This is a genomic window from Acidovorax sp. MR-S7 (genome assembly GCF_000400995.2).
Lineage (GTDB): Bacteria > Pseudomonadota > Gammaproteobacteria > Burkholderiales > Burkholderiaceae_C > MR-S7.
Window position 1 is genome coordinate 72084 of the sequence record NZ_DF238900.1, and the last position, 16457, is coordinate 88540.

Consider the following 16457-nt stretch of genomic DNA (forward strand, 5'->3'; position numbering starts at 1 on the left):
TTAGCGCTTGAGCTTGCGGTAGGCCTCGCCCGCGGGAGGCCCGCGGTCTGTGTCCTGCAGGCCGCGCTCCAGGTCGTCGTAGGCCTGCTTCACGACCGGGTCGCGTTTCTCGTCCGTCATGTCCACCGACTGGTCGCGCTCATGGGGCAGCAGCGGGGCCGGGGGCTCGGCGGCCTGGGCGGGCTGCCCGGGCGGATGGCGCAGGTCCACGCCGCGCTGGCGCGTGCGCTCGGAAGACGGGGAAGGTGCTGGCATGGCGGTACCTCGTGCAACGGTATGGCCCCATGCTAGGCCGGCACCCGCGGGCACCGCGTAGGCCGGAGCCGCCGGCCGCCATCGGACGCGCGGCGCGGCGATCCGTTACCATGGCTGGATGAAAGCACAGTGCTCCGCCCCCCGTTCCTGAATTCCATGTCCGCGCAAGAATGGGCCGCACAGGCCCTGCAATCGTTCGAGGCGGCGGTGCAGTCCACCGCCGGCTTCCGCCCGCGCGAGGGCCAGCGGCGCATGGCCGAGCAGGTGGCGCAGACCTTCGCCCAGGCGCAGCTCGGCAAGCTTCAAGATGAGGACGACGAGCCCCAGCGCGCCATTGCCGTGGTGCAGGCCGGCACGGGCGTGGGCAAGTCGCTGGCCTACAGCGCTCCGGCCATCGCCATGGCGCTGGCGCGCGGCACGCGGGTGCTGATCTCCACCGCCACGGTGGCGCTGCAGGAGCAGCTGGTGCACAAGGACCTGCCGCAGCTCGCCGCACGCATGGAGCAGCCCCTGCGCTTCGCACTGGCCAAGGGGCGCGGGCGCTACGTGTGCAAGCTCAAGCTGGAGCGCCTGGCCGGCGGCGCGGCAGCCGGCGAGGACGGCGTGGAGGACGACGACCTGTTCCCCGACGAAGAGGCCGAGCGGCGCAGCCAGCGCCCGCGCCACGAATCCGAGGCGCGCATGAAGTTCTACGCCACCATGGCCGACGCGCTGGCCACCGGCGGCTGGGACGGCGACCGCGACACGCTGGCGACGCCCCCCGAGCCCGAGGCCTGGGGCCCCGTGGCGGCCGAGGCCAACTCCTGCACCGGCAAGCACTGTCCCCTGTTCAGCCGCTGCACCTACTACGACCGCCGCAAGGAGCTGGTGGCGGCGCAGGTCATCGTGGCCAACCACGACCTGCTGCTGTCGTCCATCGGCGCGCGGCTGCTGCCCGAGCTGGACAACTGCCTGCTGGTCATCGACGAGGCCCACCATCTGCCCGCCACGGCGCTCGACCAGTTCGCCTGCGAGGCCGACCTGTCGCGCCTGACCTGGATCGACCGCCTGGCCAGCCGCGCGCTGCGCATCGGCCAGCTGGTGGAGGTGGAGGAGATCGCCGACATCCCCAACCACGCCGCGCGCCTGCGCGCCGCGCTGCAGGACGCGGCCCGGCTGGTGATGGACGTGTACGGCGAGCAGCTGCGCGCGCCCGCGCGCCGCGCGTTCAACGCCGCCGCGCCCACGCGCGCCCGCGTGCCCGGCGGCGTGCTGCCCGAGGCGCTGACCGAGCCCTTCGCCCAGGCCGCCCACCATGCCGACGGCTTTCTGGCCGCGCTGCGCGCCATCTCCAAGGCGCTGCGCAGCGAGATGCGCGACAAGCCCGACGAGGCGCGCCGCCTGTCCCAGCTCTACGCGCAGATCGGCGCGCTGGCCCCACGCCTGGAGGGCCTGCACGCCGCCGCGCAGCTGCTGCTGCAGGACACGCCCGAAGGCGCGGCGCCCGCCGCCAAGTGGTTCACGCTGGAGGCGGACGGCGACTTCATCGCCCTGCGCGCGCACGCCAGCCCGGTGCTGCCCGGCAGCGCGCTGCGCCACCACCTGTGGTCGGCCGTGCGCGGCGCGGTGCTCACCTCGGCCACGCTCACGAGCTGCGGGCAGTTCGACTTCTTCCTGCGCGAAAGCGGCCTGTGGGACGACGAGGCCGTCGCCACGCTGGCAGTTCCCAGCCCGTTCGACTACGCGCTGCAGGGCACGCTGGTGGCCAGCGAAACCCGCGCTGAGCCGCGCGACGCCCAGGCCTTCACGGCCGAGATGGTCGATGCGCTGCTGTGCGACCTGGCCCAGGTGGAAGCCGGCGCGCTGGTGCTCTTCACCTCGCGCGAGCAGATGCGCCAGGCCGTGGACCTGCTGCCCACCGCCATGCGCGCCAGCGTGCTGGTGCAGGGCACCCTGCCCCGCCCGCAGCTGCTGGCGCGCCACCGCGAGCGCGTGGCCGAAGGGCTGCCGTCCATCATCTTCGGCATGCAGTCCTTCGGCGAGGGACTGGACCTGCCGGGCGCGCTGTGCGAGTCGCTCTTCGTCACCAAGCTGCCCTTCGCCCCGCCCGACGACCCCGTGGGCGAGGCCCGCGCCGAATGGCTGCGCGGCGCGGGGCGCGACCCGTTCAGCGAACTCGTCGTGCCCGCCACCGCCATCCGCCTCGCCCAATGGGTGGGCCGCGCCATCCGCACCGAGGAAGACCGGGCGCGCGTTTATTGCTACGACAAGCGCCTAGTGCGCACGGGCTACGGCCAGCGGCTGCTCAAGGGCCTGCCGCCGTTCACGCTGGAGCAGCGCGCGGCCTTGTAGGGCCGCCTGGGCTGTGGGACAAACGCCACGCTCCCATGGGTCCCGGGCCGACACGGCGCACGCGGCAGGCTGCCTAGAGTGAAGGCAACCCCTTCCTTCGGAGAGACCGCCCATGCCCGACCACACCCCCGCCCACGAAACCCTGTGGAAACTCATCAAGGACATCCGCTTCGGCATGCTCGTGCACCGCACGGCTTCCGGCATGCTGCACGCGCACCCGCTGACCACGCAGAACCGCGGCATCGACGAGGGTGCGGATCTGTATTTCTTCATCTCCCAATCCAGCGAGCTACATGAACGCCTGCTGGCCGATGGCGAGGTGAACGTGTCCTATGCCGATCCGGGCGACGACAGCTATGTCTCGCTCTCCGGCCAGGCACGGTTCCTGGACGAGCCTGCACGCAAGGAGGCCCTGTGGTCTTCCATGGCCAAGGCCTGGTTTCCCGGCGGCCCCACCGACCCCGATCTGGCGCTGCTGGCCGTGCGCATCCGCCACGCCGAGTACTGGGACGTGAAGGAAAGCAAGATGGTGCAGCTGTTCAAGATGGCCAAGGCCGCCGTCACCGGCGAGCCTCCGCGCCAGCTGGGCGAGCACCAGGAACTGACGCTGCCGTGACCGGCGGCATTCCCCAACCCAACGCACAGGAGGCTTCCATGAACCGCAAGGACCAGCACAGCGACAGGGACGACAGCCAGAACGACGCCAGCGCCCAGGGCTCGGGCAAGGTCGCCCAGGCCCACAACAGCGCAGGCGACAAGCCTGCCACCCAGCTCCACCAGGGCCGCCGCACGCCCGAAAGCCGCGGCGACCGCGATGCGCACGTGGGCAGCGGCAACCAGATGCAGTCCCGGCAAGGGGCTGCCGGTAGCAGCAGCGGAGGCGGAAGCCGGGGCGCCGGATAACCGGCAAGCGAAGGCAGGCGGTGGCGTGGGGAGACAATCCCCGCTTGCTACTCTTTCCTGCCTCCATGCCTCCCATTGCCGTCATCGACTTCGAAACCACCGGCATGGCCCCTGCCCAGGGGTCGCGCGCCACCGAAGTGGCCATCGTGCTGATCGAGGGCGAGCGCGTGGTGGACCGCTTTTCCAGCCTCATGAAGACGGGCGCGTGGATACCGCCCTTTATCACTCAGCTCACCGGCATCACCAACGCCATGGTGGCCGCCGCCCCGCCCGCCGACGAAGTGATGCGCGAGGCCGCGCGCTTCGTGGGCAACGCCCCCATGGTGGCGCACAACGCCGCGTTCGATAGCAAGTTCTGGCAGTCCGAGCTGCACCACGCGGGGCTGGAGGCCACCCAGCCTCACGCGGCCCGGCCCTTCGCCTGCACCGTGCTGCTCTCGCGCCGCGTCTACCCCGATGCGCCCAGCCACAAGCTGGGTAACCTGATCGACCACCTGGGCCTGCCACGCGCGGGCCGCGCCCACCGCGCACTGGCCGACGCCGAGATGGCCGCCGCCCTGCTCGCGCGCCTGCAGCACGACCTGGGCCAGCGCTTCGGCCTGGGCTGGCCCGGCCATGCGTTGCTCATGCAGTTGCAGCGCTGTCCGCGCCCGGCCGTGGAGCGCCTGCTGCGCCAGCACGCGCTGGCTGTCGCGCCGGCGGGGTGATTCCTGAATTGATAGCTGCTTGCGCTTGCTGCACAAGCGCTGGAGGCTAATTCTTCTCAAAACACCGCCCGGGCCGTGTGCCGCAGCGCCGCCGCCAGGTCGCGCGCCAGCCGGGCCATGTCGCGCGGCCCCACCGTGCCGATGCTGACGCGGATGGCCGGGCCGGCCTGCAGGCGCAGGGGCGCCCCCACCTGCACGGCCCAGCCCCTCGCGGCCATGAACTGCGCCACGGCCGCCTCGTGCGGCACGGGAAGCCACAGGTGCAGGCCCTCGCCGCGTTCACCGCACGCGATCTCCACGCCCTCGTCGCGCAGTGCCCGGACCAGCACGGTACGGCGTGCCCCATAGCGGGCCGCCATGTGCCGCAGCGAGCCAGGCTCCCTGCCCTTGCGCGTCTGGCTCCACAGCCGCGCTACCCAGGCCTGCAGCCAGCGGCTGACCCAGCGCGGCCCCAGCGTCTGGTGGGCACACATGCCCTGCACCAGGTGCGGCGTGCCCGCCACCAGCGCTACGCGGCAGTCCGGCCCCAGCGCCTTGCTGACGGACAGCACATGCAGCCACAGGGGAGGCAATGCACCGGCCACGGCCAGGGGCGCCTGGCTCAGCAAGCCCCAGTGGTCGTCCAGGATGAGCAGCGTGTGCGGGCTGGCCTGCAGCTGCCGGCGCAGCGTCCTCCAGCGCGTGGTGCCCAGAGCCGCGCCCGTGGGGTTGTGCGCACGCGGCGTGATCACCAGCGCCACGCAGCCCGCGAGCAGCCCCGGCGGCGGCACGCACACACCCTGCGCGTCCACCGGTAGCCCCACGGGCACGAGGCGCAGGCTGTGCAGCAGCGCCAGCAGAGGCGGCCAGCACGGGTCCTCGATCGCCACGCGGTCACCGGGGCGCGCATGCTGGCGCAGAGCGCGCTCCACGGCGTCGAGCGTTCCGGAAAAGACGCCCATTGCGTCCTGCGGAAGCCCCTGCGCTTGCAGCCAGCCGCATCCGAGCGACTGCAGTTCAGCGTTCCACATGGTGTCGTTATGCGGCGCACTAGGCAACTGCGAGGCCGTCGGCAGCAGCGCGGCGTCGACGTGGCCGCTGGCCAGGTCACGCAACCCGGGCGGCACGGCGAAGACCGGGGCAGGGCGGGGTGGCTCATCCGCCACGCGCGTGCCGTGGCGGCCTGCGGTCGTCAGGCGACCGGCATTGCGCAGCCGCGCATAGGCGGCCGCCACGGTGTTGGGATTGACGCCCAGATCGGACGCCAGGCGGCGCACGGCGGGCAGGGGATCGCCCGGCTGCAGAGCGCCGGAACGCATGGCATATTCAAGACTTTCGGCAATGTCTCTGGCATTGCTTCCTCGGGCAAACAACGATGGCATCCATGCATTGTATTGTTTGTACTAGTACAAAATTTTGTATGGCTTTGCAAAAGAAAGCGCCAAATTCCGAAAATGATTTCGGCGGTTTCGGAAAAGCGCGAAAACAGGCCGAAAACGCCCGGAAAAAGTACGAGAAAGCCGATGGAGCTGCCGCACGGCTGCTACGCTCGGGTGCCATGCGTGCTTTTTTCCTTCCCGGCCTGGCCCTGGCCGCCGCGCTGCTGGCGGCCGGCTGCGGCACGTCCCCGCCCGCGGGGCCGCGCTCCCCTGCCTACTCCCGCCTGTCGGCCGAGCAGTCGAGCGATATCGCCATACACGCGCTGGGGCTGGTCGGTACGCCCTACCGCTACGGCGGCAATACGCCCGAGGGCGGTTTCGACTGCAGCGGCCTGATCGGCTACGTGTACAGCAGCCGCGCCGGCGTGGCGCCGCCGCGTACGGTGGCACAGCTCAGCGGCTTCGGGCAGGCGATAGGGGCGAGCGATCTGCGCACCGGCGACCTCGTGGTGTTCGGCCGTGGACGGCCTACCCATGCAGGCATCTACGTGGGGCAGGGGCGCTTCGTACATGCGCCCTCTACGGGCGGCACGGTGCGGCTGGACAGCCTGCAAGCTGGCTACTGGGCCAAGCAGAGCCAGAGCTTCCGGCGGCCCTGAGACGCGACAATCGGGGCACCATGATCCACACCGACCGCCCCACGCCCACGCCTTCCACTCTGGACACCACGCGCATCGACGACCTGCGCATCAAGGCGGTGCGCCCGCTCATCACGCCCGCCATCCTGGAGGAATGGCTGCCCGCGCCCGAGGCCGCGCAGCAGCTCGTGGAAAGCAGCCGCGCCGCCATCTCGCGCGTGCTGCATGGGCGGGACGACCGGCTGGTCGTGGTCGTGGGACCGTGTTCCATCCACGACCACGACCAGGCCATGGAATACGCGCGGCAGCTTTTGGCGCAGGCCGACGTGCTGTCGCAGGATCTGATCGTCGTGATGCGCGTCTATTTCGAGAAGCCCCGCACCACCGTGGGCTGGAAGGGCTACATCAACGACCCGCACCTGGACGGCAGCTTCGCCATCAACGAGGGCCTGGAGCGCGCCCGCGCCCTGCTGCTCGACGTCCTGGCGCTGGGCCTGCCGGTGGGCACGGAGTTCCTGGACCTGCTGAGCCCGCAGTTCATCAGCGACCTGGTGAGCTGGGGCGCCATCGGCGCGCGCACCACCGAGAGCCAGAGCCACCGCCAGCTGGCCAGCGGCCTGAGCTGCCCCGTGGGCTTCAAGAACGGCACCGACGGCGGCGTGAAGGTGGCAAGCGACGCCATCCTCGCGGCCAGTGCGCCGCATGCCTTCATGGGCATGACCAAGATGGGCCAGTCGGCCATCTTCGAGACGCGCGGCAATGACGACTGCCACGTGATCCTGCGCGGCGGCAAGCAGCCCAACTATGGCGCGGCCGACGTGGAGGCCGCCTGTGCGCTGCTGCGCGCGGCGGGGCTGCGCGAGCAGGTGATGATCGACCTCTCGCACGCCAACAGCAGCAAGCAGCACGCGCGCCAGATCGTGGTGGCCGGGGACGTGGCCGCCCAGGTCGCGGCTGGCGACGCGCGCATCACGGGCGTGATGATCGAAAGCCACCTGGAGGAGGGTCGCCAGGACATCGTGCCCGGCCAATCGCTGCAGCCCGGGGTTTCGGTGACGGACGCCTGCATCAGCTTCGCGCAGACGGTGCCCGTGCTGGAGCAGCTCGCCGCCGCCGTGCGGGCGCGGCGCGCGGTTGCTCCTTGAACAATAGCTGCTTGCGCTTGCTGGATAAGCGCTGAAGGCCATTCAGGCTTGCAATCTTCCTGGCCTAGCCTGCACGCCGCTGGCCCTGCGCCAGGGCGATTTCAGCGCATGCCGTACCGGGTGTAACATGGCGTAAACCCCCGCCGATGATTCCACCCGAGGACCCCGCCATGCGGCTGCCCCGCCGTGCTCCGTCTTGCGAACGCGCACCTGCCTGCGCGAGAGCCGCAACGCCCTGACCACGAAACCGCCGTGACCACCGCTCCCCCCACGCCTTCACGCCAGCCGGCCTCCAGTCCGACGGACGCGCAGACGGACCTTCTGGACACGGTGGCGCGCGTGGCCCGCACGGGCGGCTGGCATCTGGACGTAGAACAGGGCCGGCTCTGGTGGTCGCCGCAGGCGGCCGCGCTGTTCGGCTGGGAGCAGGGCGGGCATTCTCTGGAAGAAGCCGCCCTGCGGTTCGCGCCCGAGGCGCGCGCGCAGGTGCAGGGCGCGCTGCGCGAGGCAACGCTCCACGGCACGCCGCTGGACCTGCTGTGCCAGGCGCTGCTGCCGTGCGGCGCGGCCGTGTCGGTGCGGCTCGCGGGACAGGCGGTGCGCGACGGGGAGGGGCGCATCACCGCCCTGCACGGCGCGGTGCGCGACATGCGCGAGAGCGACGAGCGCTTCCACCTCGTGGCCCGCGCCACGGCCGACGCCATCTGGGACTGGAACCTGGTGGACGACACCATGTGGTGGAACGAAGGCATGGAGACGCTGTTCGGCGTGCCGCTGGAGAGTCTGCCGCCCGACAGCCGTTCCTGGACCGAGCGGCTGCACCTCGAGGACGCGCAGCGCGTGCTCGCGGGCCTGGACGGCGTGATCCAGGGCACGGGCGAGCACTGGAGCGACGAATACCGCTTCCGCCGCCAGGACGGCAGCTACGCCTGGGTGCGCGACCGCGGCTTCGTGCTGCGCGACGCCCAGGGGCGCGGCTGGCGCATGGTCGGCGGCATGACCGATATCGGCGCACGCAAGCAGGTCGAGCTGCAGACGCAGCAGGAGGCCCAGGCCCATGCCCGCCTGCTGCGCGTGCAGCAGCAGATCACACGCCTGGAGCAGCCGCTGGCGCAGGTGCTGCAGGAAGCTGCGCAGACCGCCTGCGACCTGGCGGGCGCCGAGTCCGCGGTGATCGAGCTGCGCGAAGGCGATGCGCTGCGCGTGCACGCCCGCGTGGGCGCGGACGGGGGGCCGCTGCCGGCGCTGCACAGCGTCCGCGCGCTGGGCGAGCACCCGCTGTGGCAACGGCTGACCCAGCCGGCCCCGCAGGGCAGCGACGGGCTGCCGGACGACCATGTGGCCTGCGTGCAGGACGGTCGGCGCTTCATCGCCGCGCCCTTGCGCGGCCACGCCGCGCTGGCGGGCCTGCTGCACGTGACGGCGGCACCGGGGCAGGAATTTTCGCCGCGCCACCTGGCACATCTGCGCATCCTGGCCGAATCGCTGGGCGCCCTGGTCCAGCTGCGGCACGCGGATGCGCAGCTGCGCGCGTCCGAGCTGCAATACCGCGCACTGTTCGCCGAGCACCCGCAGCCCATGTGGGTCTGCGAGCGCAGCAGCCTGCGCCTGCTGGCCGCGAACCGCGCCATGGCCCAGCACTACGGCTACGGCGAAGACGAGCTGTGCGGCATGGACCTGCGCGGCTTCTGGCCCGCGCACGAGCGCGGCCAGGCCGCCGCGGCCATGCAGGCGGCAGCCGCCTCGCCCTCCGGGCCCATCCTGGCCGAACACGTGCGCAAGGACGGCACGCCCATCGAGATGGAGCTGTTCGTGGGCAGCACCACCTTCGGCGGCCACGATGCCTGGCAGGTGCTGGCCAACGACGTGACCGGGCGCCGCCGCATCGAGCGCGAGCTGGCCCGCCTGAACCGCACGCAGCGCATGCGCAGCGCCTGCAGCGAAACCCTGGTACGCGCGGGCTCCGAGGCCGAGCTGCTGCACGCCGTGTGCCGCGTGGCCGCGGAGATCGGCGGCTATTCGCTGTGCTGGGTGGGCATGGTGCGCGACGACGAGCGCAAGAGCATCGAGCCCGTGGCCCACGCTGGCGCCGACGAGGCGTATCTGGAAGACCTGCGACGCCTGAGCTGGTCTGCGGACGACCCCCACGGCAATGGCCCCGCCGGCGTGACCGTGCGCAGCGGCCAGACGATGATCGTGCGCGACATCCGCACCAACCCGTCCTTCCGCAGCGTCGCCGGGCAGATGGCCCGCATGGGCTTCCACGCCGTGGTGTGCCTGCCGCTGCGCAACGCGCAGCGCACCTTCGGCCTGCTGCAGCTGTATGCGCCCGAGGTGCTGCATGTCGGCGAGGAAGAGACCCAGCTGCTCGAGGCCATGGCGGCCGACCTGGCCTTCGGCATCGGCAACCTGCGCGCCCGCGCCGAGCAGCAGCGCCTGCAGGGCGCGATGCTCAAGGTGGCCACGGCTGTGTCGGCGGGCATCGGCACGGAGTTCTTCGAGCGCCTGGCGCACAACATGGCCCAGGCCCTGGACGCGCAGATCGCCTGCGTGGCCCGCCTGCTGCCGCCCGCGGAGGGCCAGCCCCCGCGCGCAATCACCCTGTCGCACGTCACGCAGGGCGTGGTGCAGCCCAACGCCGAGTATTCGCTGGACGGTACGCCCAGCCGGCAGCTGCTGACACACCGCCAGTTCGTGATCGTGGACCATGCTGCCACGCTGTACCCGCACGCGCCGGTGCTGACGCGCGCGGGCGCGCGCAGCTATGTGGGCCAGCAGCTCACCGCCAGCGACGGCACGCCCGTGGGGCTGATCTTCGTGATGTTCGCGCAGCCGCTGGAGCACGCCGACTTCGTCGAGAACACGCTGCGCATCTTCGCCGCGCGCGCCTCGGCCGAGCTGGAGCGCCAGACGGCGGACGCGCGCATCCGCCACCAGGCCTCGCTGCTGGACAAGGCCCGCGACGCCATCATCGTGCGCGACCTGGACCACCGCATCACCTTCTGGAACGAAGGCGCGGAGCGCATGTACGGCTGGACGCGCGAGGAGGTGCTGGGACGCTCCATCGCCACGCTGCTATACAAGGACACGCGCGACTTCGAGCGCGCCACGGCCGCGGTGATGCAGCAGGGCGACTGGAGCGGGGAAATCCTGCAGTACGACCGCAACGGCCGCGCCATCGAGGCCGAGGGCCGCTGGACCCTGGTGCGCAACGACCGCGGCGAGCCCGAATCGGTGCTCGCCATCAACGCCGACATCGGCCAGCGCAAAGAAAGCGAGCGCGAGATCCAGCGCCTGGCCTTCTTCGACCCGCTCACCGGCCTGCCCAACCGCATCCGGCTCATGGAGCGCATCGGCCAGGCCCTGCGCAAGGCCCAGCACCAGCGCCAGGGCGGAGCACTGCTGTTCATCGACCTGGACAACTTCAAGACCCTCAACGACACCCTGGGCCACGACAAGGGCGACCAGCTGCTGCAGCTCGTGGCCCAGCGCCTGACCACCTGCGTGCGCGGCGTGGACACGGTGGCGCGGCTGGGCGGCGACGAGTTCGTGGTGATGGTCGAGGACCTCAGCGCCGAGGCCGAGGCGCTGGCCCTGCATGCCCGCGGCGTGGGCGAGAAGATCCTGTCCGTGCTCTCCACGCCCTACGTGCTGACCGGCTACCAGTACCGCAGCACACCGAGCATCGGCATCGCGCTGTTCAACGATGCGCCGACCACCGTGGGCGAGCTGCTGCAGCAGGCCGACCTGGCCATGTACCAGGCCAAGACGGCAGGTCGCAGCACGCTGCGTTTCTTCAACCCCGGCATGCAGCTGGCCGTGGCGGAGCGCGCATCGCTGGAGGCCGACCTGCGCAATGCCCTGTCGCAGCAGGAATTCCTGCTGCACTACCAGCCCCAGATCGACGCCCAGGAGCGCATCGTGGGCGTGGAGGCCCTGCTGCGCTGGGCCCACCCGCAGCGCGGCATGGTGTCGCCGGCGCAGTTCATCCCGCTGGCCGAGGAAACGGGGCTGATCCTGCCGCTGGGCCGCTGGGTGCTGCACACGGCCTGCTCCATGCTGGCCGCGTGGCAGCACGACCCGGCGCTGGCCCCCCTGACCATGGCGGTGAACGTGAGCTCGCGCCAGTTCCGCAACGACGGCTTCGTGGACGATGTGGCGCGCGTGCTGGCCGTCACCGGCGCACCGCCGGGCCAGCTCAAGCTGGAACTCACCGAAAGCCTGCTGGTGGAAGACATGGAGGCCACTATCGCCACCATGGAGGCGCTGCGCGCCCACGGCGTGGGCTTCTCGCTCGACGACTTCGGCACCGGGTATTCGTCCCTGGCCTACCTCAAGCGCATGCCGCTGGAGCAGCTCAAGATCGACCAGAGCTTCGTGCGCGATCTGCTCACCGACCCGAACGACGCGGCCATCGTGCGCACCATCATCGCCCTGGCCGACAGCCTGGGCCTGGAGGCGATCGCCGAGGGCGTGGAAACCGTGCAGCAGCGGGACTGGCTGGCCCAGGCCGGCTGCCAGTGCTACCAGGGCTATTTCTTCAGCCGCCCGCTGCCGTCGGACCGTCTGGAACACCTGCTGAGCACCCGCTGCCGGGCCTGAAAACAGGAGCGGGGCGATGCCTAGGGGTAGCCGTTCCGCTCCCTGTTGTTATTCCTTTCATTCTTTATCTATACATGGTGGTAGTAGTAGAGCCACCGCCTGCACTGTGGACAAGCCCGGTTTTCCTAATGCCGGCGCGCACTTGCATGCAGGCCAACCCTGTGCCCCGTGGCGGGTGGAACAGCGTGCGCGGATTGGAACAAGTCCGGCGCGCCGCGCCGCCCTGTGGACAAGCGGGCACTTGCCAGAAAACCATCCCCAGGCCTGTCCACACCCGGCGATCAGAAGTGCAGGGCGTAGCGCAGCTGGACGAAGTTCTCGCCCGGGTTGGGGTGCTTGATGCCGGCGTTGGAGACGTGCTGCACGCGCAGCAGCAGTTCGTGCTGGCGCTGGGCGCCCAGGTTGATGCCCACGCCCACGTGCGAGGCGAAGTTGAAGCGCGTGCTGAATTCGTGGTGAGCCGCGACGTAGCGGCGGCTGGCCAGGGTGGCGCCGATGCCCGCCTCCCAGAACCAGGCGGAGCGCCCTTCGTCGGGACGCAGGCGGAAGGTGGGCGTGACGCCCAGCAGCGTCAGGTTGTCGCTGCGGCCGGGCGCGGCATCGAAGGACCAGCGGCTCAGGTAGATGTCCCAGTGGCCGCGCAGCTCGCCGCCCCACAGGGACTTGCTCCACCCACTCCAGGGCAGCGTGGTGCCCAGGGTGAGGGCGTCCGTGCCGCGCTCGGCCCAGTTGCCCTGCACGTAGAGCGAGGGCCCGTGGGAGGCGTCTTGCGCGAGGGCGGGGCTCATGGCGCATGCGGACAGTAGCAAGGCGAGGAGGGTGCGTGGCAGGGGAGTGGTGCGCATGGTTCTCTCTGGTGTGTCGTTTGATTGTGTAACGACACTGTAGAAAACCTTGCCCCTGCCACGCTGTAGGCCTTCACCGCGAGGGGATGTTGGCCAGAGTCACTGTGCGGGCGCTGCGCCGTGGCGCGGCCCCTTGTGGCCATGCATGTGCTTGCCCTTGGGGCCGTGGCGGAACATGCGGGCGCTCTCGGCGTCGAAGACCTTCTGCTGCGCCGGCGTCAGCGCGGCGTAGAAGGTCTTGGCGGCTTCGCCGCGGCGGTCGGCCTCGGCCGCGCGCTGGGTGCGCACGGCGCGCATGTGGTCGATGCGCTCGGGCGTGGTGAGCTGCGCCATGTCCTGGCGCCCCAGGCGGGCATGCTGGCCGGGCTGCATGCTCTGCGTGAACGCGGTCCAGGCAGGCTCCTGGTCCGGCGTGAGCTGCAGCTTCTGCTTGAACGCCTCGGCATGCCGGGCCATGGCTTGCTGGCGCTGCTCCGGGGTGCGGTGGTGGCGCGGACCGTCGGCGCGCTGGCCCTGGACGGCGGCCGCAGGGGCGGGCTGGGCCACCACGGGCAGAGTGGCGGCACCCAGCAGGGCGGCGGCCAGGGCGGTGGCGGCAAGGTGGGGAGAGAAACGGATGCGGGTCATGGTGGCTTCCTTTCGGGTGGTCGATGGAAGGCAGTGTGCGCGGCCCGTGTATCGCCGCCATGAGCGAACCCTGCACGTGTGTAAAGTTGCGTCAAGCAATGCCCGGCTGCCGGGCATTTTTTGAATGAAATCCGCCTCCAGCGCTTGACTGGCAAGCACTGGCAGCTACCAAATCTGACAAGGAATCTCCCTGTGTTCAAGAACATGATCGTGTACCGCATCGCGCCCGGGTGGCAGGCGGAGCTGGCCGCGCTGGAAGAAGCGCTGGCCAAGGCCCCCTTCCAGGAGTGCGGCGCCACGCAGGAAAAGTCCAGCGGCTGGGTGCCGCCGCGCGGCGAGGCCCACGGCCTGCTGGCCGAGAGCGTGGGCGGGCAGTGGGTGCTGCGCTTCATGACCGAGGCCAAGATGCTCCCCGGCACGGTGCTGGCGCGCAAGGTGAAGGAAAAGGCCGCGCAGATCGAGCAGCAGACCGGCCGCAAGCCCGGCAAGAAGGAAACCAAGGAGCTCAAGGACGAGGCCAAGCTGGACCTGCTGCCCATGGCCTTCACCAAGCAGGGCTCCACCTGGGTGTGGATCGACCGCGAAGCGCGCATGCTGGTGCTGGACACGGGCGCGCAGGGACGCGCCGATGAGATCGTCACCGTACTGGTCGAGGCGCTGCCCGGCCTGTCGGTGGCGCTGCTGGACACCCAGACCTCCGCGCAGGCCGCCATGGCCCATTGGCTCAAGGAGCAGGAGCCGCCTGCGGGCTTCTCCATCGACCGCGAATGCGAGCTGAAGGCGGCCGACGAGAGCAAGGCGGTGGTGCGCTACGCCCGCCACCCGCTGGACATCGAGGAAGTGCAGGCCCACATCCAGGCCGGCAAGCTGCCCACCAAGCTGGCCATGACCTGGGACGACCGCGTGAGCTTCGTGCTCACCGAGGGCCTGCAGCTCAAGAAAGTGGCCTTCCTCGACACGGTGTTCGAGGGGCAGGGCCAGGACGATGGCGGCTTCGATGCCGACGTGGCCATCGCCACGGGCGAGCTGTCCAAGCTCATCCCCGACCTGATCGAGGCGCTGGGCGGCGAGGGCCGCACGGAGCTGAGCGCCGCTGCGGCGCCTGCCGCACCTGCGCAGGACGACGACGCGCCTTTCTAGACTGAACCATGGCGCTCAACCGGGTCTGGACCGCCTTCTTCCTCGTCGCCTTCGCCACTGCCGTCGTGCGCTGGCTGCTGGGCGAGGCGGGCATTTTCCAGGCCCTGCTGGCGGCGATGTTCGACGCCGCGCGCTCCGGCTTCGAGATCTCGCTGGGCCTGGCGGGCGTGATGGCGCTCTGGCTGGGCCTGATGCGCGTGGGCGAGCGCGCGGGCATGGTGGAGCTGCTGGCGCGCCTGGCCGGCCCGCTGCTCGCGCGGCTGTTCCCCGGCGTGCCGCCCGGCCACCCGGCCCGGGGCGCGATGACGCTGAACATCTCCGCCAACCTGCTGGGTCTGGACAACGCCGCCACGCCGCTGGGCCTGAAGGCCATGCGCGAGCTGCAGGCGCTCAACCGCGAACCGGAGGGCACGGCCAGCAACGCGCAGATCATGTTCGTGGTGATGAACACCGCCGGGCTCACGCTGATCCCCACCTCGGTCATCGCCATCCGCCAAAGCGTCGCGCTCCAGCAGGGGCTGGGCGCGGGGTTCAACGCGGCGGACATCTTCCTGCCGACGCTGCTGGTCACCTTCGCCTCGCTGCTGGCCGGGGTGCTCGCCGTGGCCTGGTGCCAGCGCCTGCCGCTGTGGCGCGCGCGCCTGGCGGTGCCGGTGCTGGCGGTGGGCGGCCTGCTGGCGGCGGCCGTGGCGCTGCTGGCCCAGCTGCCGGCCGAGCGCGCCGCACGGATCGCGGGCACCACGGGCGCGGCGGTCATCCTGGGCGTGGTGGCGCTGTTCCTCGTCGCCGGCGCGTGGCGTCGCGTCAACGCCTACGACGCCTTCGTCGAAGGCGCCAAGGAAGGCTTCGGGGTGGCCATCCAGATCGTGCCCTACCTCATCGCCATCCTGGTGGCCATCGGCGTGTTCCGCGCCGCCGGCTGCATGGACGCGCTGCTCGGCGCCATCGGCGCGGGCGTGGCCGCGCTGGGCTGGGACACCGGCTTCCTGCCAGCGCTGCCCGTGGGACTGATGAAGGTGCTCTCCGGCGCGGGCGCGCGGGGCTTGATGATCGACGTGCTGCAGACGCACGGCGTCGATTCGTTCGCCGGTCGCCTGGCCGCCATCGTCCAGGGCTCCACCGAAACCACCTTCTACGTGCTGGCGGTCTACTTCGGCAGCGTGGGCGTCAAACACAGCCGCCATGCTCTGGGCTGCGCGCTGTTCGCCGATGCCGTGGGGCTTGTGGCGGCCATCGGCGTGGGTTATGCGCTGCTGAGATAAGCCCCTGGCACCGCACCCGGCGCCCCGAAGGGGCTTTTTTTCGCCCGCCGCAGTTCGCTTGCCTGTTATTCATTGAATGTCTTATTAAGAAATAGTGGTAGTAGTAGAGGCCGATTCCGGAAGTGGACAAGTGCTTTTTTCCCCACTGCATCAAGCACTTGCGGGGCGCCAAAGCATGGGGATGGCAATGCCGCGCCGATGTACCCGCAATGGGGACAAGCGCGCCGTGTAGGCTGCCGCTGTGGACAACAGCCCGGTTGTGCCGGAATGCTCCTCAGACTTGTCCACAGAACTGCTTTTTGGATGAAATCGGGCTCTAGTGCTTGATATGAAAGCGCAAGCAGCTCTCATTTCAGGAGTGCGGGATAATCCAGCCATGACCGATTCCACCCGCCTTCCCCTGCCCGACCGCCTCGCCATCGACCCGCGCAGCCCGCACCATGTGGCGGCCGTGTTCCAGCAGGAGGCGGACATCGGCATCCGTTTCAACGGCAAGGAGCGGATGGATGTGGAGGAGTACTGCGTCAGCGAGGGCTGGATCAAGGTGCCCGCTGGCAAGACGCTGGACCGGCGCGGGCGGCCTCTGCTGATCACGCTCAAGGGCGTGGTGGAGGCGTTCTACAAGTAGCCTGAACGCATTCACT

Annotated in this window: 14 protein-coding genes; 10 read left to right on the plus strand and 4 right to left on the minus strand. The window is 70.5% G+C overall.

The annotated features are described in order from the left end of the window. Positions 1 to 255 (minus strand): hypothetical protein, encoded by a 255-nt coding sequence (locus tag AVS7_RS04815; protein ID WP_020227287.1) that lies wholly within the window; start codon positions 253 to 255, stop codon positions 1 to 3. Positions 256 to 411: 156 nt separating this feature from the next. Here AVS7_RS04815 and dinG point away from each other — a divergent pair, with 156 nt between their 5' ends. From dinG to AVS7_RS04835, 4 genes are all read left to right on the plus strand, one after another. Beyond that, a complete protein-coding gene (dinG, locus tag AVS7_RS04820; RefSeq protein WP_020227288.1) occupies positions 412 to 2586 on the plus strand; it encodes an ATP-dependent DNA helicase DinG in 2175 nt (724 codons plus the stop codon). 112 nt (positions 2587 to 2698) lie between these two features. After that, positions 2699 to 3202 (plus strand): pyridoxamine 5'-phosphate oxidase family protein, encoded by a 504-nt coding sequence (locus tag AVS7_RS04825; RefSeq protein ID WP_020227289.1) that lies wholly within the window; start codon positions 2699 to 2701, stop codon positions 3200 to 3202. Between the two features lie 38 nt (positions 3203 to 3240). Beyond that, positions 3241 to 3489 carry a hypothetical protein gene (locus AVS7_RS04830; protein WP_034689991.1) on the plus strand — a complete coding sequence of 83 codons (249 nt, stop codon included), beginning with the start codon at positions 3241 to 3243 and terminating at the stop codon, positions 3487 to 3489. Positions 3490 to 3554: 65 nt separating this feature from the next. Continuing rightward, complete coding sequence (locus AVS7_RS04835) at positions 3555 to 4196, plus strand: PolC-type DNA polymerase III (protein WP_024000964.1); 642 nt, start codon at positions 3555 to 3557, stop codon at positions 4194 to 4196. 56 nt (positions 4197 to 4252) lie between these two features. On the opposite strand, the gene AVS7_RS04840 is transcribed toward AVS7_RS04835, so the two are convergent. Then, complete coding sequence (locus AVS7_RS04840; protein WP_034689993.1) at positions 4253 to 5557, minus strand: aminotransferase class I/II-fold pyridoxal phosphate-dependent enzyme; 1305 nt, start codon at positions 5555 to 5557, stop codon at positions 4253 to 4255. A 176-nt stretch (positions 5558 to 5733) separates the two neighbouring features. Between AVS7_RS04840 and AVS7_RS04845 the strand changes: the two genes are divergently transcribed. From AVS7_RS04845 to AVS7_RS04855, 3 genes are all read left to right on the plus strand, one after another. Further along, entirely contained in the window at positions 5734 to 6213 is a 480-nt protein-coding gene (locus tag AVS7_RS04845; RefSeq protein WP_020227293.1) for a C40 family peptidase, read from the plus strand. A 20-nt stretch (positions 6214 to 6233) separates the two neighbouring features. Beyond that, positions 6234 to 7337 (plus strand): 3-deoxy-7-phosphoheptulonate synthase, encoded by a 1104-nt coding sequence (locus tag AVS7_RS04850; RefSeq protein WP_020227294.1) that lies wholly within the window; start codon positions 6234 to 6236, stop codon positions 7335 to 7337. Between the two features lie 252 nt (positions 7338 to 7589). Next, positions 7590 to 11939: an EAL domain-containing protein gene (locus AVS7_RS04855; RefSeq protein ID WP_020227295.1), complete on the plus strand. Its 4350-nt coding sequence runs from the start codon at positions 7590 to 7592 to the stop codon at positions 11937 to 11939. A 281-nt stretch (positions 11940 to 12220) separates the two neighbouring features. On the opposite strand, the gene AVS7_RS04860 is transcribed toward AVS7_RS04855, so the two are convergent. Next, positions 12221 to 12784, minus strand: coding sequence for an acyloxyacyl hydrolase (locus tag AVS7_RS04860; RefSeq protein ID WP_024000966.1), 564 nt, complete (start codon positions 12782 to 12784; stop codon positions 12221 to 12223). A 99-nt stretch (positions 12785 to 12883) separates the two neighbouring features. Further along, the gene (locus AVS7_RS04865) at positions 12884 to 13411 is read right to left on the minus strand and encodes a Spy/CpxP family protein refolding chaperone (protein ID WP_020227297.1); all 528 of its coding nucleotides are present in this window, start codon (positions 13409 to 13411) and stop codon (positions 12884 to 12886) included. A 192-nt stretch (positions 13412 to 13603) separates the two neighbouring features. Between AVS7_RS04865 and AVS7_RS04870 the strand changes: the two genes are divergently transcribed. From AVS7_RS04870 to AVS7_RS04880, 3 genes are all read left to right on the plus strand, one after another. Beyond that, entirely contained in the window at positions 13604 to 14551 is a 948-nt protein-coding gene (locus AVS7_RS04870) for a recombination-associated protein RdgC (protein WP_020227298.1), read from the plus strand. Between the two features lie 8 nt (positions 14552 to 14559). Beyond that, positions 14560 to 15813 (plus strand): nucleoside recognition domain-containing protein, encoded by a 1254-nt coding sequence (locus tag AVS7_RS04875; protein ID WP_020227299.1) that lies wholly within the window; start codon positions 14560 to 14562, stop codon positions 15811 to 15813. Between the two features lie 376 nt (positions 15814 to 16189). After that, positions 16190 to 16441, plus strand: coding sequence for a DUF3297 family protein (locus tag AVS7_RS04880; protein ID WP_020227300.1), 252 nt, complete (start codon positions 16190 to 16192; stop codon positions 16439 to 16441). Positions 16442 to 16457 lie beyond the last annotated feature (16 nt).